We start from the raw sequence: 24,061 nt of genomic DNA on the forward strand, positions 1-24,061 counted from the left end.
ACGCTCGGGGAACAAACGCCCCGGCGGCGGGCCGCGGGTGGTGATCGTCGGCGCCGGCCCCGGCGGGCTGGCCTCCGCCATGCTGCTGGCCCACGCCGGGGCGCAGGTGACCGTGCTGGAGCGCCGCGATCGGCCCGGCGGCCGCACCAGCGCCATCGAGGCGGACGTGCCCGAGGGCCGCTTCCGGTTCGACACTGGCCCCACCTTCTTCCTCTACCCCCGCGTGCTGGGCGAGATCTTCGCCGCCGTCGGTCGGGACCTGATGACGGAGGTCCCGATGACGCGGCTGGACCCGCAGTATCGGCTGAACTTCGGCTCCGGCGGCCGGCTGGACGCCACCCCGGACGTCGCGGAGATGGAACGGCAGATCGCCGCCATCAACCCCGCCGACGCCGGCCGCTTCGCCGATTTCCTCGCCGAGAATCGGGTCAAGCTCGCCAAGTTCCGGCCGATTCTGGAGAACCCCTTTAGCAGTTGGAAAGACCTCGCCAACCCCACTTTGGCGAAGATGCTCCCGCACGTGCGGCCCTGGTTGAGCCTCGACGGGGAGTTAAAACGGCACTTCTCCGACCCGCGGTTGCGGGTGGCGTTCAGCTTTCAGAGTAAATATCTGGGCATGAGCCCGTTCCGCTGCCCGTCGCTGTTCAGCATCCTGAGTTTTCTGGAATACGAGCACGGCGTCTGGCACCCGACCGGCGGCTGCGCCGCGGTCAGCGAACGCATGGCGGAGATCGCCGTCGAACTGGGCGTCGATCTGCGACTGGACACGGAGGTAACCGGCCTGCAATTCCAGGGGAAAAAGCCCGTCGCCGTGGAGTGTTCCTCCGACGGGGGCGGCGACGGCGAGACCGTCCGCTGCGACGCCCTCGTCATCAACGCGGACTTCGGCCGGGCGATGACCCGCCTGGTGCCGGACCGGCTGCGGAAGAACTGGACGAACGCCAAGCTCGGCAAGAAGAAGTTCAGTTGCTCCACCTATATGCTGTACCTCGGCATTGAGGGGGTCGAGGAGGAACTGCCGCACCATACGATCTATATTGCGGAGGACTACGAGCGCAACCTCCGCGAGATCGAAACCGATCGCGTGCTGTCCGAGGACCCCAGCGTGTACGTGCAGAACGCCTGCGTGACGGACCCCTCGCTGGCGCCGGCGGGCTGCTCGACATTATATATCCTCGCCCCCGTCACCCACGAATCGCCGCACGTCGACTGGGAACGCGACGCCCCCGCCTTCCGCGAACGCGTGTTGGATCAGGTCGAAGCGAAGTTCGGCGTGAAGAACCTCCGCGACCGCATCCGCTTCGAACAGCAGATCACCCCGGCGGATTGGGACGGCGGCTACGAGATCCATAAGGGGGCGACGTTCAACCTCGCCCACAATCTCAGTCAGATGTTGCATCTCCGCCCCCGCAACCGCTTTGAAGACCTGGAGGGGACCTATCTTGTCGGCGGGGGCACGCATCCCGGCAGCGGGTTGCCGGTAATCTACGAATCGGCCCGCATTTCTTCTCGGTTGCTGGCGCAGGATTACGGCCTGCCGGAAGTGCCGTCCGCCGCCCTGCCGGCGCCGGCCGCCGAGGAGCCGCAGACCGCGGAGGCCTCGGCAGTGTCGGAGGAGCCGGTCGTCGCGGAGGCGTCGGTATGAGCGTCGCCGCCGCCCAGCCGTCCTCTCAAATCGAACCGCCCCCGGCCCCGGAGCGTGCCGCGGCGCGCGTGCCGCGGATCATCGGTGGCCGCAGCGTCGGCGTGCCGGCCGGGCAGGTGGCGCGGTACGCCGTGCAGAAGCTCCGCACCGCCCAGCCCGCCTGGGCCGCGGTCCCGCTGCCGGAGCGGCTGGCGGTGATCGCCCGGTTTCGCCGACTCGTCGCCGAGAACCCCGACCGGCTGACCGACGCGGTGACCTCCCCCGTCCGCCGGGACGCGGCGGAGACCCTCTCCGCGGAGGTGCTGCCGCTGTGCGAGGCCTGTCGGTTCCTCGAACGCAACGCGGAGGAGCTGCTCGAACCGAAACGCCGCGGCAACCGCGGCCGGCCGGCGTGGCTGTACGGGGTCAAGCTGACCGACCGCCGCGAGCCGCACGGCGTGGTGCTGATCCTGGGCACGTGGAACTACCCGCTGTTCCTCACCGGCACGCAGACGATTCAGGCCCTCGTCGCCGGGAACGCGGCACTCGTCAAACCGGGGCAGGGCAGTCGGGCCGCCGCTGCGGTTCTGCGGGATCTACTGTTGGAAGCCGGTCTGCCGCCGGGCGTGCTGGCCGTGCTGGGCGAGGAACCGGAGGCCGGCGAGGCGGCGGTCAACGCCGGGGTCAATAAGGTCGTGCTGACCGGCTCCGCCTCGACCGGCCGGGCGGTACTGGCGGACTGCGCGGACAGTCTGACGCCCGCGGCGATGGAGTTGTCCGGCTGCGACGCCGCCTTCGTGCTGGAGGGGGCGGACGTGAAACTGGCCGCCAAATGCCTCGCCCTGAGCCTCACCTGGAACGGCTCGGCGACCTGCGTCGCCGCCCGGCGGGTATTCGTGCACCGCTCCCTCGCCGACGAGTTACGGGGGGAGCTGATCAATCGCGTCTCCACCGTCGCCCCCGTGCCCTGCGAACGCCACGCGGCGGCGGCGGCAGAGGAGCTGATCGAGGAGGCGTTGAACCTCGGCGCCGTGCGGCTGTGCGGGACGATCGACCATCGTCCCGACCCGCCCCGGGCGATGCCGGTCGTGCTGGGCGACGTGCCGGGCCGGGCGTCAATCCTGAAGACGGACGTGTTCGCCCCGGTGCTGTCGCTGATCGATGTCGGCGGCGAGGACGAGGCCCGGGCCCGCGACAATTGCTGTCCGTACGCCCTCGGCGCCACGATCTTCGGCCCGCCGCGGGCGGCCCGGCGGTTGGCGGAGAAGCTGGACGCCGGCTGTGTCGTCATCAACGATTTCCTGATCCCCACCGCCGACCCGCGGGTGAGCTTCGGCGGCCGCGGCGAGAGCGGTTTCGGCGTCACCCGCGGCCCGGCCGGCCTGCTGGAGATGACCCGCCCCAAGGCGGTACTCGAACAGGTCAGCTCCTGGCGGCCGCACCTGGAGCCGCCGGAGGGCGATCAGGCGGCGTTCTTCAAAACCTATCTCCGGGCCGCCCACGCCGACGGACTGGGGAATCGTCTGAAGCACGGCTGGTCGTTCGTGAAAGAATGCCTCGCCCGCAATCGGAACACGCGCCGGGAACCGCGACCGTCAGGGAGCGGCTCTGACGACGCGGCCTAACGGCGTGACGTCCCGAGAGCCGGCTCCCCGACGGTCGCGGTTCTATTTCACCCTTCCTCAATTCGCCCCGATGATCGCCCCCGTCACCGCCGCCCCGCCCGCCCCGCCGCGTTCCGGGAAGAAGCCGGACGCCCCGATCGCCGTGATCGGCGGCGGCCTGGGGGGCCTCGCCGCCGCCGCGACGCTCGCCGCCCGGGGATACAGGGTCACGCTGTTCGATAAAAACCCCTGGCTGGGCGGCAAGGCGGCCGTCTACGAAGACGTCGGCTACCGCTTCGATATGGGGCCGACGATCCTGACCCTGCCGACGGTCTTGAAACGCATCTTCGCCGAGGCCGGCAAGGACCTCGCCGATTATTGCGAGATCGTCCCCCTCGACCCGCAATGGCGCTGCTTTTTCGACGAGGCCGCCGGCGGCGGCGTGCTGGACCTCACCGCCGATCAGGCGGCGATGAAGCGGAACCTGGACGAGTTCACCGGCGCCGAGGACTCCTCGGAGGGCTACGCGGCGTTTCTGAAGTACGCCAAGCGGCTCAACGACGTCTCGGACCGGTTCTTCTTCTATAAGAACGTCGGCGGCATCCGGGATACGCTGAAGCTCGGCGGGATGTTTAGTTTGGAAACGCTCGGCGATCTGCGGGCGTTAAAGATGGGCAAAAGCGTCGCCGACACCGTCCGCGGTTACGTGCCGGACAGCCGCGTCGCCCAGATGGTGGACCACTACACCCAGTACGTCGGCAGCGCCCCCGACCAAAGCCCCGCGGTGCTGTGCGGCATCGCCGATATGCAGACCACCGGCGGCGTCTGGTACCCCATCGGCGGCACCCGGGCCGTGCCGGAGGCGTTGATTAAACTCGGCAAAGAACTGGGCGTCGAGTATCGGCCGGGCACGCACGTGACGGAGATCACCCGCGAAAAAGGCCGAGTGACCGGACTGAAGACCGCCGACGGGCAGACGCACCGCTTCGCCGCGGTCGTCTCCAATTCCGACACCGTTCGCACCCACCGCGAATTGCTCGACGGGCCGGCTGCGGAGAAGTTCCTCAAGAAGGACCGCGAACCGGCCTGCAGCGGCGTGGTGCTGTACCTCGGATTAAAGAAGAAATACGACCACATCCTGCATCACAACTTTGTGTTCAGCCGGAACCCGCACGAGGAGTTCGAGTATATCTATCGCAAGGGCGAACCGGCCCCGGATCCCACGGCGTACGTCTGCGCCCCGGCCGTCACCGAGCCGGCCGTCGCTCCGCAGGGCGGGGAGGCCTTATACGTGCTGGTGCACACCCCCTACCTGCGTCCCGGCCAGGACTGGCGGGCGATGTTCCCGGAGTACCGACGGACGATCCTCGAAAAGCTCAAAACCACTGCGGGCATGGAAGACCTGGAGGACCGCATCGCGGTGGAGCATCACCTCACGCCGCAGGATATTCACGACCGTTACCACGTCCTCAACGGCGCGATCTACGGGCTGGCCAGCCACGGGACTTACCTCGGCGCCTTCAAACCGGCGAACCGCAGCCCGCAGGTGCCGGGGCTGTACTTCGCCGGCGGCAGCGCCCATCCCGGCCCGGGCATGCCGATGGTGATGATGAGCGGCTGGACCGCCGCCGACACCCTCGACCGCGACGGCGTACTCGACGCCTGAGCCCTCGCCCGTTCTCAGAGCCCGTTTCGCACGGTCTGGAGGCCATGTGAGCGGGCGGCCGTCACCGCGTCTTGATCGCCGTCGACTACGGCGGCGAGAGGCTCCGGTGCGCGTTGCAACAGGAAGTTTGCCGGACAGGACGGTCGATTCTTTGGGGAGAGCCCCCAGTTTCTTCTTCAACGTTGAGGACGCGTCAGGCATACTGAGGTCCGCCCGGTGACGATGGAACGGCCCGGACGACGGTTTCTCCCTCCCCTCGCGATTCCGTGTCCCCTCCACCGTTCCCCGCTTCTCCGGAGCTGCCTGAGCCCCCGGGGCAGTCCTCGCCCGACGGCGGGACGCGGTGGAACCGGTTGGAACGACTGGCCGATCGGTTCGAGGAAAGTTGGGGCCGATCGGGAGCGCAGACGATCGAGGCGACGCTCGCCGGCGTGTCGACGGAGGATCGGCTGGAACTGCTCCACGCGCTGATCGCCGTGGAGGCGGACCAGCGGCGGAAGGTCGGCGAGCGGCCCGTACCGGCGGAGTACCTGGGGCGGTTTGACGAACTGCTGACGGAGGACGGCGTCCAGGGGGCGCCGGTTCTCACGGAGGAGGACGTCCGCAACCTGCTCGTGCCGCACCTGCCGACGACCCTCTGTCCGCAAGACCGGACGATGAACGAGGGGTCGTCCTACGCGGCGGCGGTGCGCGTCAGTCGGGGGGCGAACGACCCGCCGGCGCTGCCGCCGCACCTCCAGGTCGAACGGAAGTACGGGGCGAACGGCCTGCTGGGCCGCGGGGGAATGGGCGCCGTCTGGGCCGCCCGGGACTTCCGTCAGTTGACCGACAGTAAACGGCCGCGGCCGGGCCGGCTGGTCGCGGTCAAGGCGCTGCTCCCCGGGGCGGCGGCGAACTCCCAGTTGCTGTCCCGGTTCGCCCGGGAGGCGGCGATCCTGCACAAGTTCGGCGACCCGGCCGTGCCGCGGTTCTACGAGTACCGCCCGCCCTCCGCACAGGCGGACGCTCACATCATCACCGATCTGGTCGTGGGCGAGACGTTCGAGCGCCTGCTGGACTCGCGGCGCCAGTCGGGGCGGGCCGGCTGCGACGACCGCGGCGCCGGCAACGGCCGCTTGCGGATGTTCCGCAAAGCGGTCGCCGCGGTGGCCCGCGGACACGCGGTCGGGCTGATCCACCGGGATCTGAAGCCTTCGAACATGATGGTGCGGATCCCCGACGAACAGGGCCGCCGCCGGGTCTTCCTGTTGGACTACGGGATGGCCTACATGCCCGGTCTGCCGTCCGACCCGTGCGACGAGAACGGCCGTCTCGCCTCGCTCGTCCTCGACGACCTGGCCGACGACGGCTCCGACTTTCTGGGAAACGGCGACGCGAGGCTGAACGATCCGGTCATCTCCCAGACCGAAACGGACAGGCTCGGGTTCACGGTCATCGATGTGGAGACCGCGGATCAGCCCTCCCGCCCCTCGACCGGCGACGATGACTTCGACGACTCCCCGCCCGCGGTTCCCCCCCGTCCGCTGGGGGCGACCCGCGCGCTGGACGGTCGCACGGCCGCCCGCACCCTGATCGGCAGCCTGCCGTACATGGCTCCGGAGCAGGCCCGCCGCCGCCGGGTCAGGGCCACCGCGGACGTGTACAGCCTCGGCCTGATTCTCGTGGAGATCCTGACGGGCGAGCAGGCCCGGGACGTCTCCGAGGCGGACGCCGTGATCGAGAAGGCCCGCAACGGCGACATCGCGGCGGCGATGGACCGTCTCGACCTGTGCGCCGCACGGTCAGAACTGATCGAACTGGCCCTCCGCTGCGTCCGCTACGACCCCCGCCGGCGGCCCGCCGACGCCGGCGAACTGCTGAGGGAACTGGACGCCCTGAGCGTGCGGGACCCGAAGAGCGGCGCCCGGGCCTGGGACCCGCGGACGGTGGCCCGCAGCCGCGGTCGCCGGTTCTTCGTCGCGGCGGCGCGCGGCCGGTTCCGTGCCGCGGGGGGTTCCAAGTCGGCCCCGTCGCCCTGCGCCTGGCTCAAAGCGGCGGCGGAGACGCTGTTCGGCCCGCCCAGGCGCAAGTCCTGCTGAGCGCCGCCCGTCCCCGGCGTCACGCCGCTGGGGGGGCCGGAACGCCCCTGCTCCCCGGCCTCTCCGCCGCCGCTCCCCCGGCGGGGGTCTCGACCGTGCGGTCGCCCGTCGATACAGTCCCCGGCCGCGCCCGCGTCGTCCGATTCCCGCCGCCGGTCTCCCGCCGCCCCGGAGGTTCGCTCCGCGCGTCGCCCGCTCCTTCCGTCCCGCACCGATCCGTCCGATGGACCCGCGTTTCATCCGCAACTTCTCCATCGTGGCTCATATCGACCACGGCAAAAGTACGCTCGCCGACCAGCTGCTCCTGAAAACCGGGGCGATCACGGAGCGGGAGTTTAAAGAACAGCTGCTCGACGACCTGGACGTCGAAAAGGAGCGGGGCATCACTGTGAAGGCCCGCACCGTGTGTTTGAAGTACAAGCACACCGACGGCCAAATGTACGAATTGAATTTGATCGACACCCCCGGGCACGTCGACTTTCATTACGAGGTCTCCCGCAGCCTCGCCGCCTGCGAGGGCGCCCTGCTGCTGGTGGACGCCTTCCAGGGCGTGCAGGCCCAGACCGTGGCCAACGCCTACGCCGCGATCGAGCAGAATCTGGAAATTATTCCGGTCGTCAACAAGATCGACCTGCCCGTCACCCGCATCGACGACGTGCTGGAGGAGGTGGAAAGCATCCTCGGCCTCGATCCCTTCGGCGCCGTTCGCGTCAGCGCCAAGAAGGGGTTGAATATCGGCGACTGCCTCGCGGCGATCGTGGAGCGCATCCCCGCCCCGCAGGGCGACCCGGCGGACCCCCTGCGGGCGCTCGTCTTCGACAGTAAATACGACTCCTACAAGGGCGTGTTCACCTACGTACGGATCAAGGAGGGCACGGTCAAGAAGGGCGACACGATCCGCTTCATGAAGGGCGGCGACGAGCACGACGTCATCGAAATCGGCCAGTTCGCTCCGCTCCGCAAGGAGTGCAAGTCGCTGGGGCCGGGGCAGGTGGGCTATCTGCTCACCGGCATTAAAGAGCTGGACAAGGTCACGATCGGCGACACCGTCACCCACGCGGGCCGGCCGGCCAAAGAGGCGCTGCCGGGCTACCAGAAGCCCAAGCAGATGGTCTTCTGCGGCATGTACCCGATCGAGGGCCGGGATTTTGAGAAGCTGCGGGACGAGATGCAGAAGCTCGCCTTGAACGACAGCAGCTTTTCCTACGCCCCGGAGACCTCGGACGCCCTCGGCTTCGGCTTCCGCTGCGGCTTCCTGGGGATGCTCCACATGGAGATCGTCCAGCAGCGCCTGGAAAGCGAACAGGACGTCGACCTGATTCAGACGGCCCCCAACGTCACCTACGAGATCATGGAGCGCTCCGGGGAGGTTTATAAGATCGACAACCCGCAGGACGTGCCCGACGCTGGCGTGATCGAGGAGTTCCGCGAGCCGATCGCCCGCGTGAACTTCATCCTCTCCAAGGAGCATATCGGCCCGATCATGCAGCTCTGCTCGGAGCGCCGGGGCGAGTATAAAACGACCGAGTACCTCGGCCCCGACCGGGCCCAGCTGACGTACGAACTCCCGCTGGCGGAGATCGTCTACGACATGTACGACAAGCTGAAGTCCGTCACCAGCGGCTACGGCACGATGGACTACGAGGTGATCGGTTTCAGGCCGGCGGACCTGGTCAAAATGGACATCATGGTCAAGGGCGAGCGCGTCGACGCCCTCGCCACGATCGTCCATAAAATGAACGCCGACAACCGCGGCCGGCAGCTGTGCAAACGTCTCAAAAAGGAGATCAGCAAGCACCAGTTCGAAATCCCGATCCAGGCCGCGATCGGCGGACGAATTATCGCCCGGGAGACGATCAGCGCCTTCCGCAAGAACGTCACCGCCAAATGCTACGGCGGCGACATCAGCCGGAAGCGCAAGCTGCTCCAGAAGCAGAAAGAGGGCAAGAAGCGGATGCGCAGCTTCGGCAGCGTGGAAATCCCCCAGAAGGCCTTCCTCAGCGTGCTGAGCACGGACGAGGATTAACTCTCGCCGCGACCCAGGGTGCCGCCCGTCCCGGGTCGCATTGAGCGGAATCGGTTTGCAGGGCAGCATGCGGAGCGTTCGCCCCGCCGTTTTCCCGCCCCCGCGTCCATGCCGCTGTACCGCATCGCCGACGATCGATTTGCAGACGTGCAGCCGACGACCCTCGCGGCGGCCGGGATTCGGGAGCGGCAGGATCTTCAACGCTTCCTGAAAGACCGGCCTGACGTGCTGGACGGGGAGACGCTGTTCCTCACCGAGGAGGCAAGCGATTGGGCGGACAGCGCCCGTCGCATCGATCTGCTCGGCTTGGATCGTTCAGGGCGAATGGTGGTCGCCGAGTTAAAGCGGGGCGACGGTTCGCATATGGACCTTCAAGCCGTTCGCTACGCGGCTATGGTGTCGAATATGACGTTCGACCGGGCCGTACGTCTGTATGCGGACCGGCGCGGTCAGGGACCGGACGACGAAGACGAGGCGCGGCGAGGTATCCTAGAATTCCTTGGCTGGGAGGAGCCGGACGAGGAGGCGTTCGCTCATGACGTGCGGATCGTGTTGATGAGCGAATCGTTCGATCGAGAGATCACGACGACCGCCCTCTGGCTGAACGAGCGCGGAATTGACGTCCGGTGCATCGAGCTAAAGGCCTACGTCGATCCGTCCGGCGGAACTTTGCTGGACGTCCGGCAAGTGATCCCCCTGCCGAGCGCGGACGACTTCTTGGTGCGTGAGAAGGAAAAGCGAGAGGCGGTCCGAAAGGAGCGGGGAACGCCGACTGCCGAGCAGACGCGCAACCGCCGGTTCTGGGCCTGTCTGATCGAGCACGCCAACGCTGCCGGGCAATTCTCGGACTTTCATGAAGGCGCCAAGCCTCGCTCGGATCGCACGCTGATGAGAACGCGGTGCCTGCCCGTCTCGGACGCCTATATTGGCTACTGGTTTACCAAGACTGGTCGAAACGCCGGCGCTCATATGGGCATGAGCATCGGCGGCAACGGCGGTTCGCATGCAGTCCGATCGGCGCGATTGGCGGCACGGAAAACTGAGATCGAGGCGACGCTCGGCAGCGAGCTGGAGCATTTCGATCAGGACGGCGCCGGCCGCACGAGTTGGATTTATACTCCGGTCCGCGGCGGCAATCTTGAGGACGAGTCGTCGTGGGACGAACTCATCCCCCAGATGACTGACGCGCTCGACCGATTTCGGCGTGCAGTTTATCCACACCTCGACGCGCTCGATCCGCCGGAGGAGTGAACGTTCGGCAGCCGCTTCAAGCCGGTTGAACGCCCCGTTCAGTCGGGACAGACGGGGGCGCTGCTGGTTGATCGCTTCGCCAAAAGGCTGCTAACGCCGCCGGTAATAGCACCAAATCGCCCAGTAGGGCTGCGGCGAGGGTGACGCAGGTGAGTTCGGCGAAGCGGCGGGTGGGGACGAACTCGCTCCACAATAAAACCGAGAGGCCGGCGAGGATCAGGGCGCTGGTCAGCACAATCGCCCGGCCGCTGGCGGCGAGGGCGCCGGTCACGGCGTCCGTCACCGAGCGGCCCGCGGCGACCTCCTCCCGGAAGCGGGCGAGGAAGTGGATTGTGTCGTCCACCGCCACGCCCAGCCCGACGGCGAACACGATCGCGTTGCCGGCGTTCAAATCGAGCCCCCGCAGCCGCATATAACCCAGCGTGAGGATCAGCGGGGTGAGATTGGGAATCATGGCGATCAGCCCTGCCCGCACGCTGCGGAACAGCAGGCCGATCACCGCGAAGATCACCCCCGTCGCCCCGGTCAGCCCCCAGAGGAAGTCGCGGATGAAGCGGTTCATGCCGACGGCGTTCACGTAGCCGTCGCCCGTCAGCCGCCAGCGGATTCCGCGGGGGTTGACGGCCGGGTCGTCCGGCGGGAACCGCTCGTTCAGCAGGGCGCCGATTCGCTCCGAGAGCCGCAGCGTCGCCGCGGTGCCGACGTCCGCCACCCGCACGACCACCCGGCCGGCGGAGGCGTTCCGGTTGAGGAAGGGGTCGATCGAACCGGGCGCCGCCCGCTCCAGCAGCCCCCCGGCCTGCCGCAGTCGGTCCGCAGCGTCGGGGCCGGCGGGGGCCTTCGTCAGGACCTCGGGGTCCCGCAGCACGCCGGCGAGCGTGCGTTGATACAGGTCCGGATAGCCCCGCACGCTGAGGGTCCCCGGCAACTCGCGGGCCTCGGCGGAGAAGCTCAGCACGTCGGCGTAGACCGCGGGGTCCAGCAGCCCGCCGGGTTCGTTCCCTGCGGCGTCCGGGGTGAACAGCAGGGCCTCGACGGCGATGACGCCGCCCAAATCTCGCTCCACCCGGCGGACGACGCGGGCGGCGGGGTGAGCCTCGTCGTAGGTCTCCAGCATCCTCGAATCGACCGTCAGCCCCCTCCAACCGACGCCCGCCGGCAGCGGCAGTCCGGCGGAGCCCAGCGCCCCCAGCCCGCAAGCGGCGACGGTCGCGGCGCCGAGGCCCAGCGCCGCGGCGGGGTGACGAACCGCCCAGCCGCCGACCGGGACGGCCGGGTTCCAGGCGATCCCCCGGCCGGCCGGCCGCGGGGGGCGGCAGCGCCGGGCCAGCGCCGCGAACGCGGCGAGCGTGGAGAACCCGAGGCAGACCAGCCCGGTCGCCGCCTGCACGGCGAGGGCCCGCACGGCGTCGCTGTTGGCGGTCAGCAGGGAGCCGAACCCGATCGCCGTGGTGCCCATCGTCAGGCCCACGGCGGGAGCCATCGCGACGAAGGTGCGCTTCGCCGCGGCGTTTCGGGCGGCCCGGTGCTGGAGGAGCGGGGCGGCGGTCTCCTCATCGTCCCCCGGGGCGGTCTCCGCGGCTTCCTCCGCGTAGCGGGCGAGCAGATGGACGGCGGCGGCGAAGCCCACGACGGTCAGCAGCACCGGGAGCACGTTCGCCAGGATGCCGAACGTCGTTCCCCCCGCCGCCAGCAGTCCCGCCGCCCAACTCAGCCCGCAGGCCACCCCCAGCAGCGGGACGACCACGCCGATCGTCCGGCGGAAGGCGACGGCCAGGGCGAGCAGGAACAGTCCGCCGGACAGCGGGAACAGCCATTCGGCGTCCCGCTCCAGACCATCGACGATCGCCAGCCGCAGCGCCGGCATGCCGCCGACCTCCGCCGACAGCCCGGCCGGCGGGGGATCGGCCCGCAGGCGGGCGTTCACCGCGTTGATCGCCTGCCGGGTCTTCGGCGCGGAGCGGGCCTCGGGGGCGAGGACCGCCAGCACGGCGGCGGTGCGACGATCCGCGGAGACGAGGCCCGCCGCCCGGTCGTCGGAAAGCTGCTCCCGCACCCAGGCCGCCTCCAGCGGGGTGGGCGGGCCGTCCGGTCCGCCGGGGACCAGCGGGACCGTTTCATACTCGCCGAGGTTCGCCAGGCTCATCCGCCCGGTCTGCAACGTGGTCACGCCGGCGACGGCCTCGACGTGCGGCAGGTCCGGCAGGGCCGCGACGAGCTGTTGCTGCCAGGCGAGGGCCTCGGCGCTCAGCACGCCGGCGCCGTCCTCTCCCGGAAGGCCGGGGAATCGCGGGCGATCGTCCTTGAGGAGGACGAGCAGCACGGCGTCCTCGGCCCCGAATCGTGCCCGGGCGGCTTCCATGTCCGCGGCGAGATCGTCCCGGCCGGCGAGGACGCTCTGCGGGGAGAAGTCCGCGTCGGCGCCCGTCGCCGCCCAGCCGGCGACCGCGGCGAGGGCGAGCATCGCCGCCGTCGTCCACGCCGGACGGGCGGACAGACCGTCATAGAGACGGCCGAGCAGTCCGTCCGCGCCCGCTCCTGCCGATTCCTGCCCCGCCTGACTCAAAAATTCGGCCCCACCGTGGGCCTGGGGGCCGTCCCGCCGGGCGTTGCGCTTTTCGGGGGGGTCGGCAGGCCGGCGACGATCACGTCGGCGGCGGGGCCGAGCCCGGGGCCGGCGCCCAGTCCGTCCGTCGCCGCGGCGGAGCCGGCGGCGGGGGCGAGGTCGCGGGCGTCGACGACCTTCCAGTCCGGCACGCGGGGACGTTCCAGCACGACGGCGGAGGGGCCGGTGCGGGCGTTCCGCTCCCCGCCGGCCGGTCCTGGGGGGCCGGCGCCCGCCGGCGGCGGCGGGGCGTAGGCGGTGGCGAAGGCGTTGGCGGTGCCCCAGACGGTCGCCCCGCCGGCGCTGAGCGCGACCCGGCCCGGCCCGCCGGGCGGGGGCGGCAGGAACAGGCAGCGATCCGTGATTGCGACCGCGGCGCCCTCGGCCGCCGTTCCGCTGCCGCCGGAGGCGTCGAAGACCGGCCCGCCGACCGAGATCGCGCAGCGGGTGAGGGCGACGACGCCGGCGCCGTCCGGTCCGAACAGCGCCGCCGGTCCCGGCGTGACCAGCCCGCACTCGCTCAGGGAGACACCCCCGCGATCCGCCGTGAGCAGGCCCGCGGCCCCCTCGCCCAGCAGCAGCGTGCCCGACAGGACCGCCGACCCGCCGCGAACCCGCACCGCGGGGGCTTCGCCGGAGCCGGCCCGCAGTTCGCACCGCCGGATCACGGCCAGCCCCGCCGCCCCCTCGACGGCCACCAGCGCCCCGGCGCCGGTGCTGTCCTCGCGGGCTTCCAACGTGAGGTTAACCAGTTCCAATCGGCCGTCCTGCACCAACAGCGTCGGCGTGCCGCCGGCGGCCGTGGAGGCGGTGAGCAGCGGCGTGTCCCCCTCCTCGTCCGCCAGACCGACGATCCGCAGCGAGCGGCCGGACAGCAAGGCCGGCCGGATCCGCACCCGCCGGCTGCCCGTCACCACCAGCGTCGTGCCGTCCGGGTGCTTCTTGGCCAACTCGTCGTCGAGGCGGACGGCGGTCGTCTCTACGACGGGGGCGTCCGGGAAGAGCTGGGACCACGCCTCCGGCTCCGCCGGCAACCGCGTGGCGGCCGCGGCGCGGGCGGCGGCGGCGGGGGCGGGCAGGCGCCAACCCGCCGGGGCCGCGCCCGGGGCGACGTCCAGCCTGGCGGGGGCGAAGGCGGCGGGATCGACGGCGGCGAAATCCGCGATCGGGTCCCCCTCCCAGCCGGCGGAGCGGCCGGGAGCCTGCAGGCCGGCGGGCGCGACGAGCCCGGCGAGGGCGCCGCCCTGCACGGTCCACTTCACCTCCGCGTCCGGCGGTGCGAGCAGAGGGACGGCGTCCGCCCCCGGCGCCGCCCCGAAGGCGCACCCGGCGAGGGTCACCGCCGGCGGTTCGCCCGGGCCGGGCAGGACCGCGACCGCCGCCTGTCGGAACAGACCGACGCAGTCCACGAATCGGGCCGACCGCCGAGCGGGCGCCGACCCCTTCGCAGACGCCGGCGCCTGGGCGGCGCTCGCGGTGCGATGGGCGATGAAATGCACGGCGCCGCCGCGGGGAGCGGTGCGATTCGGCTCGGCGGCGGAATCCGCGTCGGCGGAGGCGTCGGGCGGGAAAACGACGGCCGGGCCGTCGCCGCAGGCCAGCAGGCAATCCCTGGCGAACAGGTCCGTCTGGCCGCCGGCGAGGCTGACGCCGGTGAGGGCGTTCCCGCGGAGGACCGTCCCGTCCAACAGCACGTGGGCCGCGGTCTTGCCCCCGCCGGCGGCCCGAACCGCGACGGCGGGGGCGTCGCCCTGACTGGTCACCGAGCCGCCGCGGAAGATCGCCGTCGCCGCGGCGGCCTCGATCAGGGCGGGGGCCGGACCGGCCTGTCCCCCCGCCGACGGGGCCGGACGCGCGGGCAGCGTCACGTGCAGGCCGTCGAGCGTCAGCGATCCGCCCCGGGCCCGCAGCCACCCGGCGGCGTTCGGCGGCAGGGGCGCCGCGTTGACGACGGGTTCCTCTCCCCCGTCGGCCCGGATGCGGACGTGCGCCCCCTCCGGGAGATCCAGGCGCGGCAGGGTGAACGGGCCGACGCCCCGCAGCGTGACCGTGCCCCCGGCGGCGGGCAGGCGGGCCAGGGCGGCGGCGAGCGTGACGGCCCGGGGGGCGCCGGTCGGGTTCGGGTCGGCGGCGCCGGCGACGACCGTCACCTCCGGGCCGCGGGCGGGGGGCAGTTCCGCGACCCAGCTCGGGGCGGCGGCGGGGTCGGAGGGCGGGGCCGCCGGTTTGGGGCGGTCGTCCGCCTCCCGCACCAGCGTCGCCGCCGGCGCCGGGGCGTCAGGTGCGTTCGCGTTCGCCTCGGCGTCGGCCGCCGCCGGCGCGTCCGCCCCGCCGCCCGGCCGTTCCACGACCCGGGACGGGTCGCCGAACGCCCCGCCGTAATACGCCGCCAGCAGGCCCACGCCGACCAGGAGGAGCAGCAGTCCCCCGCCGACCAGCAGATTGCGGACGAGCAGCGGGTCCAGCCCCTTCTTGTAGTCCTTTGGAGCGCCGGCCGGCGTGCGACGACGGGGGGAGGAGTCGTCATCGTCGTCCGCTCCCGCGAGGGGCAACGCGCTCGCCAGCGGAGTGGGACGGACCGCCTGACCTCGCGTCCCGTTCCGCTTCTTCCCGGGGCGGCGACGAGGGGCGGAATCGACTTCGTACTCGTCCTCCCCGTCGTCCACCTCCGTTCCGGGGGCGGCGACGGGCAGTTCGCCCGCCACGGGGGTGGGGCGAGCCGCTTTGCCCTTCCGCTTTCTCCCCGCTCGGCGGCGGACCGGGGCGTCCTCCTCGTCCTCCTCCCCCGTGAAGCCGGCTTCGGCCTCTTGCTCCTGGTCCGCCAGCAGCGCGGCGACGTCGTCTTCGTGGCTGTCGGCCAAGTCCTTGAGCAAGTCGCTGCTGACCGACCCGCGGCGCTTGCGGGCCAGTTCGAGATCGTCGAGGAACTCCTGCGGCGTGGCGTAACGCTCCGCCGGGTCCTTCGCCATCGCCCGCTGCAGGACGGCGGTGTAGCTGTCCGGAATGTCGCTGTGCAGGCTCCGCGGATCCGGAATCGGGTCGTGGTCGTGGGCGGACAGCTTCGCCGTCAGCGAGTCCCCCGGGTAGGGGATGCGGCCGGTCAGCATGTGGAACCAGGAGCACCCCAGCGAATACAAATCGCTGCGAATGTCGGCGTTGCGACTGTTCTTGGCCTGCTCCGGCGCCATGTAGTCCACCGTGCCCACGGTGTAGCCGGCCCGGGTGATACCGCCCTCGGCCTCTTCCTCGACGGCCCGGGCCAGCCCGAGGTCCGCCAGCACCGCAGAGCCGTCGCGGCGAACCATGATGTTCGACGGCTTGATGTCCCGGTGGACGATCCCCTTTTCGTGCAGGTGCACGAGGGCCTCGGCGACCTGGCGGACGAGGTCCGTGGCCCGCTTGGGGGGGAGCCGCGTGCGGGTCTTCAGGAGGCGGTCGACGTCTTTGCCGTCGACGTACTCCAGGGCGATGTAGAGGGCCCGGTCCGTCTCGCCGCTGTCGAAGACGGTGACGATGCCGGGGTGATGCAGCCGGGCGGCGGCGCGGGCCTCGCTGCGGAAGCGGGCGATCAGGTTGGCCGGCATGTCCGGCCGCTTGGGGAGCACCTTCAGGGCGACGGTGCGGCCGAGTTCGACGTCCTCCGCCAGATAGACCACCCCCATCCCGCCGGCCCCGAGCTTTTTGATCGGGCGGTACTTCCCGAGTTGCTTCGGCGGGGCGACGTCGGCCATGGAGGTCTGTGGGAAGGTGGGGGACCGAACAGGTTACCGCGCGGGCGCGGACGGGGAATGCCTCGCCGGCATTTCCCCCGCGTCGCCGCCCGCTATTCGCCCTCCATGCCTAACTGCTTCATTTTTCGATACAGGTTGCTCCGGTGCAGGCCGAGCAACTTGGCCGCCTCGCTCATATTCCCGCGCACGCGATCCACGGCGGCGGCGATAAACTCCCGCTGAAAGTCGCGGGTGGCCTCGGTCAATTTGGCCTCGCCGCCGGCGCCGGCCGCTCCGGGACGGCCGGGGGCCAACAGGAAGGTCAGCTCCGCCGGTTCGACCGTGTCGCCATTGCCGAGATAGACGACGCGTTCGATTGTGTTCCGCAGCTCCCGCACGTTGCCGGGCCAGGCATGCGCCTGCAGGCGCTTACGGGACTCCGCAGACAGCCGGGGCAACGGCCGGCCGGCCTTGGCGGCGAAGGTGGCGAGGAAGTGCTCCGCCAGCGGGATGACGTCCTCCGGCCGCTCCCGCAGCGGGGGGAGGTGATGCGTGACCACGCCCAGCCGGTAATACAGGTCCGCCCGGAAGGACTTGTTCGCCACTTTCTCCGCCAGGTCGGCGTTCGTGGCGGCGACGACCCGCACGTCGACGGGGATCGGCTTTGATCCGCCCACCCGGGTGACGACCCGCTGCTCCAACACGCGGAGCAGCTTGGCCTGCCCGCCGGGGCTCATGTCGCCGATCTCGTCGAGGAACAGCGTGCCGCCGTCGGCCAGTTCGAACTTGCCGGCCCGGGCCTCGCGGGCGTCGGTGAAGGCGCCGCGTTCGTGGCCGAACAGCTCGCTTTCCAGCAGCGATTCGGTGAGGGCGGCGCAGTTCACCGCGACGAACGGGCCGCCGGAGCGGGGGCCGCGGTCGTGCAGGCAGGTGGCGACGACCTCTTTCCCCGTGCCGGACTCCCCGGTGACAAGCACCGGCAGATCGGTCGCGGCGAGGCGGTTGACGGTGTCCCGCAGCGTGGCGACGGCGGGCGATTCCCCGATTAGCCGGATGCGGCCGTCGGCGGCGTCCGCGGCCCGGGCGGCGGCGGCGTCGCGGCTGCGGACCAGCGCGTCCCGCTCCGTCGCGTTCGCCAGCGCCGCGGCGGCGTGGGGGGCGAGGGCGGCGAGGATCTCCTCGTCCAGCGACGTGAACGTCCCCTCCGTCTTGTTGACCGCTTCGAACACCCCGATCGGCGCCCCGGCAGCGCGGCCGCCGGTTCCGGCCGGCGCGAACAGCGGGACGGCGAGCAGCGTGCGGGTTTCGTAGCCGGTGCGGTCGTCCACCGCGGCGGCGACCCGCGGATCGTTCGCCGCGTCCGCCACGCGGGCCGACTCCCCGCTGTGGAACACCTCCCCGACCACGCCGGCGTCCGCGGGGATCGACAGTTCGCCCCCCTCCACGCCCAACGCCGGGCGACCGACCAGTTGGCCGGGGCCGGAGCGACCGCCGCCGTCGCGGTCGGAGCCCGGGTCCGGCACGTGCAGGAAGATGCTGGCCCGGTCGCAGGCGAGCAGATCGCAGGCGGTGGAGGCGAGGGCTTCCAGCAGCGGACCTGACTCCCGCACCGCCGACAACCGGGCCGCGGCGGCGGCGAGACGTTCAAACCGCCCCGCCCGGCCCGCGGCGTGCTCCGCGGCGCCGGCGCCGGGCAGCAGGGCGGCGAGGCAGCGGATCGCCGTCCAGGCCCCCGGCAGGTCCGTGGGGTTCAGACCGCGGCCGGTCAGCACCGCGGCGGGCAGGGCCGCGGCGCCGCCGGGGAGGATCATCGACTGGCTGGCGTCGTCGTCCTCGCAGGGCTCCAGGCGGGCGGCGTCCCGGTCGAGGCAGTCCGCCAGCAACTCCCGCGAGGGCAGGTCGCCGGGGCGGCCCCACGATTCACCGGGGCGAAAGTGCGGCGGCGGACCGACCAGCACGGCGGCCCGGGCGCCCACCGCGGCGGCGATCTCCGGCAGGACGGCGGAAATGAGGGCGGCGGGACCGCCCGCCGCGTCCGCATCGCTCCGCCGCGCCAGCGCCCCCGCCGCCCGGGCGAGGGCGGCGGCCGGCGCCAGTGCGGCGTTGCGGTCCAGAGCGGCGGCCGGCAGCACGGCCGGAGGCCGGGAAGCGCCCCCGGAGTCGCCCGGCGAGCGGCGCGGCAGGGGGATCGTGGCGGATTCGGCGGTCATCGAAAGTCGACGGTAGCGGTCCGTCGCGCGTCTCGCACCCGGACCGGGAACGTCCCCGAGGATCCAATTTTCACCCGCCCCGCCGACCTCCCCCCCCGCTTGCCGAATCGTTCGACTTGAGGCTCGAATCGCGGGACGCCGACGCCCGCGGGGGCGCCGTTCACGCTGGGGCGCCGTGGAAAAGTCTGCGCGTTGATTCGGTCGCAGCGGCGGCGACCATGCGACCGGCCGCGGCCGTTCCCGCCGGTCGATGCCGATCCGGTCCGCTCGCCCCGTATTCGCGCCCCGTCATGGCCTCCACCCCCGCGGCCCTGTTGATCATGGCCGCGGCGACGTTCGCCCCGCTGGCCCCAGCCCCGGTGGCCCCGGCGTCAGTGGAACGGGGGCGGGTCGACGGCGCGGCGCCGGACGCTCCCTCGCTGGCCGACGTCTTTCCGACGAGCGTGCCCGCGGCGGTCGACCGCTACGCCTTCGACCCGCTCGGCGACGACTGGACGGCTTGGGGCGAAGCGACCTCGCGGGCGGTGACGACGCTGTACCGCTCGGACGCCCCGGCGGCCCGGCAGCGGGCCGCGATCGCCGTGCTGCGGAGCGCCGTGAAGCAGTTGGGCGACGCCGCCCGCGACCCGGGGTACGCCGCGATGCGTCCCGCCCTGCTGGAACTGCGCGGGGCGCTGGATCGGCGGTCCGCCCTGGCGGCGGCGACGCTGGACGCCCTCGCCGCGGCGGAGAAAACGCCGGTCGACGTGGCCCGCGAAGGGGCGAACGCACGGCTGGGGCAGGCCCTCGCCACGCTGCGGGCGGACCTCGCCGCGATCCCCGGCGGCGAGCGCTGGTTGCCGGTCGCCCGGGCGGATCGGCTCGACGCCGTCGCCGCCGGGCGGGACGGGGCGGACGTTCGCTCGGTTCTGACGGCGGTGACGAACGACCTCGCCGATCCGACCGTCTATCCCACGGAGCAGGCGGCGTTTCTCGCCCGGCCGGCGTGGCGGCGACTGGCGGCGGCGGCGGCGGTCCGGCTGGCGCTCGCCCCCGGCAGCGACGCAGCCCAAACCCCGCGGGCGTTGGACGCGGTGACGGTCGCGCTGCGGCAGTTCGTCCAGGCGTTTGAACGGTACGAGGCCGACTCGACTGACGAAGCCGCCCGCGCCCTCGCCGGCGCCGCCGGGGACCTCGCTGCCGTTGCCCCCTCGGCCGGCGGGGCGATCGAGGACCTGGTCGACGACCTGTACGACGGCGACAACTTCCGCGTGGCGATCAGCGAGGGCTTTCTGCGGCGGTTCGTCGCCCAGACCCGGCGGGAAGTTGGCCCGGTGAGCGACGTGGCCTTCGGCGCCCGCGTGCGGGGTGTGCAGGAGACCGACGTGGACGTGGACGTCGACGTGCGGCCGGAGGTCGGCGCCGCCCGATTCGAGGTCACGCTGAACGGCGTCGCCCGCACCAGCACCGTGGCCCGCACCCGGGAGGCCCGCGTCTCCACCTCCGGGCGGCACCGGTTCGAAGCCCGCAAATCGGTCGTCTACGACGGCACGCGGTTCCGCACCGGGCGGACGCGGGTCGACGTGGATCCGTACCTGCGGAACACCTCCATCCAAACGTCCTACGACGACCTCGCCGGCGGGCTGCTGCGGGACGTGATCCAACGTGAGGCGTTCGCACAGGCCGGCCAGCGTCAGCCCGCGGCGCTGGCCCGCGTGGAGCGGCAACTGGCCGCGGCGCTGCGTCCGCAGCTCGATCGGCAGCTCGACGAGCAGTTCGACGTAGTGAACCTCCAGGTCGGCGGCCTGTTTCGGCAGCGGGCGGCCCGGCTGGGCGTGGCCCCGTCGCGGGAATCGATCTCCAGCACGGAGGAGGAACTGCGGGTCTTTCTGCGGATGACCGGCGACGAGGAACTCGCCGCCCCGGCGCCGCCGCGTCGGCCGTTCGTGGAGGACGGGGTCGTCGCCCAGATCCATCAGAGCGCCCTGAACAACAGCGCCGACCGCCTGAACCTCGCCGGCCGCACGCTCACGCCGGACGAGTTGGGCGGCGTGATCCGGGAGTTCTTCGGGGAGCTGTTCGGCCGCACGATCCCGGCGCCGCCCCCCGCGGAGCCGAGCGTGGGCGAGGAGCCGCCGCCGACGCTGACCTTCGCCGACGCCGACCCGATCCGGGTGCGGTTCGCCGCGAACACGGTGATCCTGACGGTGCGGGTGGGCCTGGCGGCCCCGCCGCGGCCGGACGGCTCGCCGGGCGAGGACGTGCCGCCGCAACGGGTGGCGATCCCGTTCGCCGTAAGCGTTACGGAGGCGGGCGACCTGGTGCTGAATCGCGGGAGCCTGTCCGTCGCCCCGCTGGGGCGGCCGGAGAGCCGGTTCCGTCAGCAGGCGATCGCCCGGGTGCTGCGGGCCCGGCTGGGCGACGCGCTGCCGGAATCCTCCGTCATCCCGGCGAACACCGTCGTGGCGACGGACTCCCAGACCCGCATCACGTTGCGGCTGGCCTCGCTCGAACTCGCCGACGGCTGGGCCACCGCGGTGCTGCGGTAGTCGCCCGGTCCGCCGAAGCCGGACGCGTGCGTCCGGCTTAGGCGAGCGTCCCCAGAACCTCTTTCGCCGCGGCGACGGTGGCGTCGATCAGTTCCTCGGTGTGGGCGGCGGAGACGAACATCGCCTCGTACTGGCTGCACGGCAGGTAGACGCCGCGGTCCAGCATGCCGTGGAAGTATTTGGCGAAGCGTTCGACGTCGCTCTTCTGAGCGTCCATCAGGTTCTCCACCGGCCCGGCGGTGAAGAACAGGGTGAGCATCGACCCGACCCGCTGCACGCAGGCCTCGACGCCGGCGGCCTCGATCGCGTCCGTCAGGCCCGCTTCGAGGCGGGCGGCAAGGGCTTCCAGCCGTTCGTAGACGTCCCCGTCCCGCAGGGCCTTCAGCGTAGCGACGCCGCAGGCCATCGCGACCGGGTTTCCGCTGAGCGTGCCGGCCTGATAGACGCTGCCGACCGGGGAGACGTGCTTCATCACCTCCGCCGGACCGCCGTAGGCGCCGACGGGCATCCCCCCGCCGATCACCTTGCCCAGCATCGTCAGGTCCGGCGTCACCCCGAACCGGGCCTGGGCCCCGCCGTAGGCGACGCGGAAGCCGCACATCACCTCGTCGAAGGCCAACAGCGCCCCGTGCCGCGTGCACAGGTCGCGGAGGGCGTTCAAAAACTCCTCGGTGGGCGTGACCACGCCCATGTTCCCGCAGACCGGTTCGAGGAACACGCCGGCGATCTGGTCCGGGTACTTTTTGAACGCGGCTTCGAGCTGCTGCGGGTTGTTGTAGTCCAGGACCACGGTGTCCTGCGTGCAGCCGGCGGGGACCCCGGGGCTGGAGGGGTGCCCCAGCGTCAGCGCCCCGCTGCCGGCGGAGACCAGCAGGGAATCGACATGGCCGTGATAGTTCCCGGCGAACTTGACCACCTTGTCCCGCCCCGTGGCGCCGCGGGCCAGCCGCACGGCGCTCATGCCGGCCTCGGTGCCGCTGTTGGTCATGCGAACCTGTTCGACGGAGGGCACCGCCTCCACGACGAGTTCGGCCAGATCCGTCTCCGCCGGGGTCGGGGCGCCGAACGACGTGCTGCGGGTGAGGGCGTCCGCGATCGCCTCCATCACCGCCGGGTGACGATGTCCGAGGATGTGCGGCCCCCAACTGCCGACGAAGTCGACGTAGCGGTTGCCGTCCACGTCCGTTAGCCAAGGCCCCTCGCCGCTGGCCATATGCACCGGCGTCCCGCCGACCGCCCCAAAGGCCCGGGCCGGGCTGTTCACCCCGCCGGGAATGACTTTCTGGGCCTTCTCGAAGGCGGCGTCGGACAGCGGGCGGGAAGACGTGTCGGCGAGCATGGGGGGAGTCTAGCGAGCCGCCGCGTGAGCCCGGAGCGCAAGCTCCGGCCGTGCGTCGTCTCGGCGACGATTATTGCCCGTGCAGGACGTACTCAATCTTCTCCGCTAAAGCGGCGTCGCTGAACAGGAAGGCAATGTCGCCCCCCGCGGTCCACCACTTTTCACGGCCGGAGCCGCTCACCTTTTTCAGCGTCCGCGTCGACCAGCTTTTCAGCTCCTCCCGGACTCGTTTCGGCGACGCTTCGCCCGACGCGACGACCACGTGAACATGGTTCGTACGCACGTTCAGCGCGTGCAACGTCCAGCCCCGCAGCACGCAGTGCCGGCGGATGACGGCGTCCACTGCGGCCCGTTGATTCAAGTCGAGAAGACAGGCGTCTTCTGTCATCGAACGCTCAGCCGACGTGCGGAGCGCTTCGTCGGGCGGCAGCGGACTCCCGCCCCTCGCCGTGGACCCGCGAACGTCCCCGGAAGACAACTCCCGTAGGTCGTCCAGGTGATGAAGAGGGCGAGCGGGTCGATCAAGGAAAAACCCCGGGGCGACGGTTCTACGACGGCGCACGGCCGGAGCTTGCGCTCCGGGCTCACAAGTTATTTCTCCTGCCGGAACAACCACGCGATCAGCCCGTCCGGCGTGCCGTAGGCGGGGGTCCAGGAATCGTGCCCCACGCCGGGATATTCGATGTAGATCGGATGGCCCCCCGCGGCGACCACCGCGGCGACCATCTCCCGGCTGCGTTCGACCGGCACGGCGGAGTCCTTGTCGCCGTGGGCGACCCACAGCGGCAGGTCCGTCAATGCGGCGGCCTTGTTCGTGTCGCCGGCGCCGCAGATGGGGGCCGCGGCGGTCCAGAAGCCCGGTTCGCGGGTCGTCCAGTCCCAGGTCCCGTAGCCGCCCATCGACAGCCCGGTCAGGTACAGCCGGTTCCGGTCGATCGGCAACTCCTCCAGCGACGTGTGAACCAGGTCGCGGACGGCCGCCAGCGGGGCGGTTATCTCGCCGGAGTCCTCGCCGGTGCGCCAGTCGAGGCTGCCCCACCGCTCCCCGCTGGGGCACTGCGGGGCGAGAATGAAGCAGGGGAATCGCTCCCGGTATTCGTCGGAGAGCATCGCCGGGAAGAAGTGCTTCGCCACGACGGACGGATCCGAGCCGCGCTCGCCGGCGCCGTGCAGGAACACGACCAGCGGGTAGGTCTCGCCCTCTTTGATCTCCTTCGGGGCGACGAAGAGGTGTTGGTACTCCGTCCCGTCGGCGCCGGCGTGGGTCCGATACTCGATCGCGTCGGACAGCGTGGGGGGCGGATCGGCGGCGGGGAGAACGGACATCAGCAGGGCGGCGGCGAGCATCGGGAGCGTCGATCGGGGAGCGGGCCAACCGATGCATCTTGACCCCTCGCACGCGGCGGAACTAGCGTCGCCG

The 24,061-nt window shown here is 71.4% G+C and carries 13 protein-coding genes; 7 read left to right on the forward strand and 6 right to left on the reverse strand.

Going from position 1 to position 24,061, the window contains the following annotated elements:
* The first annotated feature begins 79 nt into the window (after positions 1 to 79).
* From crtI to CA12_RS12805, 6 genes are all read left to right on the forward strand, one after another.
* Positions 80 to 1,645: a phytoene desaturase family protein gene (gene crtI / locus CA12_RS12780; protein ID WP_390614140.1), complete on the forward strand. Its 1,566-nt coding sequence runs from the start codon at positions 80 to 82 to the stop codon at positions 1,643 to 1,645.
* The gene (locus CA12_RS12785) at positions 1,642 to 3,249 is read left to right on the forward strand and encodes an aldehyde dehydrogenase family protein (protein WP_145359300.1); all 1,608 of its coding nucleotides are present in this window, start codon (positions 1,642 to 1,644) and stop codon (positions 3,247 to 3,249) included. Before crtI ends, CA12_RS12785 begins: the two co-directional genes overlap by 4 nt.
* 70 nt (positions 3,250 to 3,319) lie before the next feature.
* Complete coding sequence (locus tag CA12_RS12790) at positions 3,320 to 4,894, forward strand: phytoene desaturase family protein (protein ID WP_145359301.1); 1,575 nt, start codon at positions 3,320 to 3,322, stop codon at positions 4,892 to 4,894.
* Positions 4,895 to 5,160: 266 nt separating this feature from the next.
* Positions 5,161 to 6,972, forward strand: a complete 1,812-nt coding sequence (locus tag CA12_RS12795; protein WP_145359302.1) for a serine/threonine-protein kinase — start codon at positions 5,161 to 5,163, stop codon at positions 6,970 to 6,972.
* Between the two features lie 223 nt (positions 6,973 to 7,195).
* Positions 7,196 to 8,998 carry a translation elongation factor 4 gene (gene lepA, locus CA12_RS12800; RefSeq protein ID WP_145359303.1) on the forward strand — a complete coding sequence of 601 codons (1,803 nt, stop codon included), beginning with the start codon at positions 7,196 to 7,198 and terminating at the stop codon, positions 8,996 to 8,998.
* Between the two features lie 108 nt (positions 8,999 to 9,106).
* A complete protein-coding gene (locus CA12_RS12805; RefSeq protein WP_145359304.1) occupies positions 9,107 to 10,249 on the forward strand; it encodes a DUF4268 domain-containing protein in 1,143 nt (380 codons plus the stop codon).
* Positions 10,250 to 10,265: 16 nt separating this feature from the next.
* On the opposite strand, the gene CA12_RS12810 is transcribed toward CA12_RS12805, so the two are convergent.
* From CA12_RS12810 to CA12_RS12820, 3 genes are all read right to left on the reverse strand, one after another.
* On the reverse strand, positions 10,266 to 12,713 hold the full coding sequence (locus CA12_RS12810) for an efflux RND transporter permease subunit (protein WP_145359305.1): 2,448 nt from the start codon (positions 12,711 to 12,713) through the stop codon (positions 10,266 to 10,268).
* Between the two features lie 98 nt (positions 12,714 to 12,811).
* Entirely contained in the window at positions 12,812 to 16,585 is a 3,774-nt protein-coding gene (locus tag CA12_RS12815) for a serine/threonine-protein kinase (RefSeq protein ID WP_145359306.1), read from the reverse strand.
* A gap of 92 nt (positions 16,586 to 16,677) precedes the next feature.
* Positions 16,678 to 18,774, reverse strand: a complete 2,097-nt coding sequence (locus CA12_RS12820; protein WP_145359307.1) for a sigma-54-dependent Fis family transcriptional regulator — start codon at positions 18,772 to 18,774, stop codon at positions 16,678 to 16,680.
* Positions 18,775 to 19,064: 290 nt separating this feature from the next.
* On the opposite strand from CA12_RS12820, the gene CA12_RS12825 reads away from it, so the two are divergent.
* Positions 19,065 to 21,302, forward strand: coding sequence for a hypothetical protein (locus CA12_RS12825; RefSeq protein ID WP_145359308.1), 2,238 nt, complete (start codon positions 19,065 to 19,067; stop codon positions 21,300 to 21,302).
* A 37-nt stretch (positions 21,303 to 21,339) separates the two neighbouring features.
* Here the strand turns inward: CA12_RS12825 and hemL are convergent, their stop codons facing one another.
* The 3 genes from hemL to CA12_RS12840 all read right to left on the reverse strand — a co-directional run bounded on the left by hemL (position 21,340) and on the right by CA12_RS12840 (position 23,988).
* The gene (gene hemL, locus CA12_RS12830) at positions 21,340 to 22,641 is read right to left on the reverse strand and encodes a glutamate-1-semialdehyde 2,1-aminomutase (RefSeq protein WP_145359309.1); all 1,302 of its coding nucleotides are present in this window, start codon (positions 22,639 to 22,641) and stop codon (positions 21,340 to 21,342) included.
* A gap of 70 nt (positions 22,642 to 22,711) precedes the next feature.
* Positions 22,712 to 23,029 (reverse strand): transposase, encoded by a 318-nt coding sequence (locus tag CA12_RS12835; protein WP_145359310.1) that lies wholly within the window; start codon positions 23,027 to 23,029, stop codon positions 22,712 to 22,714.
* Positions 23,030 to 23,232: 203 nt separating this feature from the next.
* Positions 23,233 to 23,988, reverse strand: coding sequence for a carboxylesterase family protein (locus CA12_RS12840; protein ID WP_145359311.1), 756 nt, complete (start codon positions 23,986 to 23,988; stop codon positions 23,233 to 23,235).
* Positions 23,989 to 24,061 lie beyond the last annotated feature (73 nt).

The sequence above is a fragment of the Alienimonas californiensis genome, from assembly GCF_007743815.1.
Taxonomy (GTDB): Bacteria; Planctomycetota; Planctomycetia; order Planctomycetales; family Planctomycetaceae; genus Alienimonas; species Alienimonas californiensis.

Bases quoted from the DNA above. Each gene is read 5' to 3' on its own strand.
- crtI (WP_390614140.1), top strand. From the start codon at position 80: ATGCTGCTGGCCCACGCCGGGGCGCAGGTGACCGTGCTGGAGCGCCGC.
- CA12_RS12785 (WP_145359300.1), top strand. From the start codon at position 1,642: ATGAGCGTCGCCGCCGCCCAGCCGTCCTCTCAAATCGAACCGCCCCCG.
- CA12_RS12790 (WP_145359301.1), top strand. From the start codon at position 3,320: ATGATCGCCCCCGTCACCGCCGCCCCGCCCGCCCCGCCGCGTTCCGGG.
- lepA (WP_145359303.1), top strand. From the start codon at position 7,196: ATGGACCCGCGTTTCATCCGCAACTTCTCCATCGTGGCTCATATCGAC.
- CA12_RS12805 (WP_145359304.1), top strand. From the start codon at position 9,107: ATGCCGCTGTACCGCATCGCCGACGATCGATTTGCAGACGTGCAGCCG.
- CA12_RS12810 (WP_145359305.1), bottom strand. From the start codon at position 12,713: ATGCTCGCCCTCGCCGCGGTCGCCGGCTGGGCGGCGACGGGCGCCGAC.
- CA12_RS12815 (WP_145359306.1), bottom strand. From the start codon at position 16,585: ATGGCCGACGTCGCCCCGCCGAAGCAACTCGGGAAGTACCGCCCGATC.
- CA12_RS12820 (WP_145359307.1), bottom strand. From the start codon at position 18,774: ATGACCGCCGAATCCGCCACGATCCCCCTGCCGCGCCGCTCGCCGGGC.
- CA12_RS12825 (WP_145359308.1), top strand. From the start codon at position 19,065: ATGGCCTCCACCCCCGCGGCCCTGTTGATCATGGCCGCGGCGACGTTC.
- hemL (WP_145359309.1), bottom strand. From the start codon at position 22,641: ATGCTCGCCGACACGTCTTCCCGCCCGCTGTCCGACGCCGCCTTCGAG.
- CA12_RS12835 (WP_145359310.1), bottom strand. From the start codon at position 23,029: ATGACAGAAGACGCCTGTCTTCTCGACTTGAATCAACGGGCCGCAGTG.
- CA12_RS12840 (WP_145359311.1), bottom strand. From the start codon at position 23,988: ATGCTCGCCGCCGCCCTGCTGATGTCCGTTCTCCCCGCCGCCGATCCG.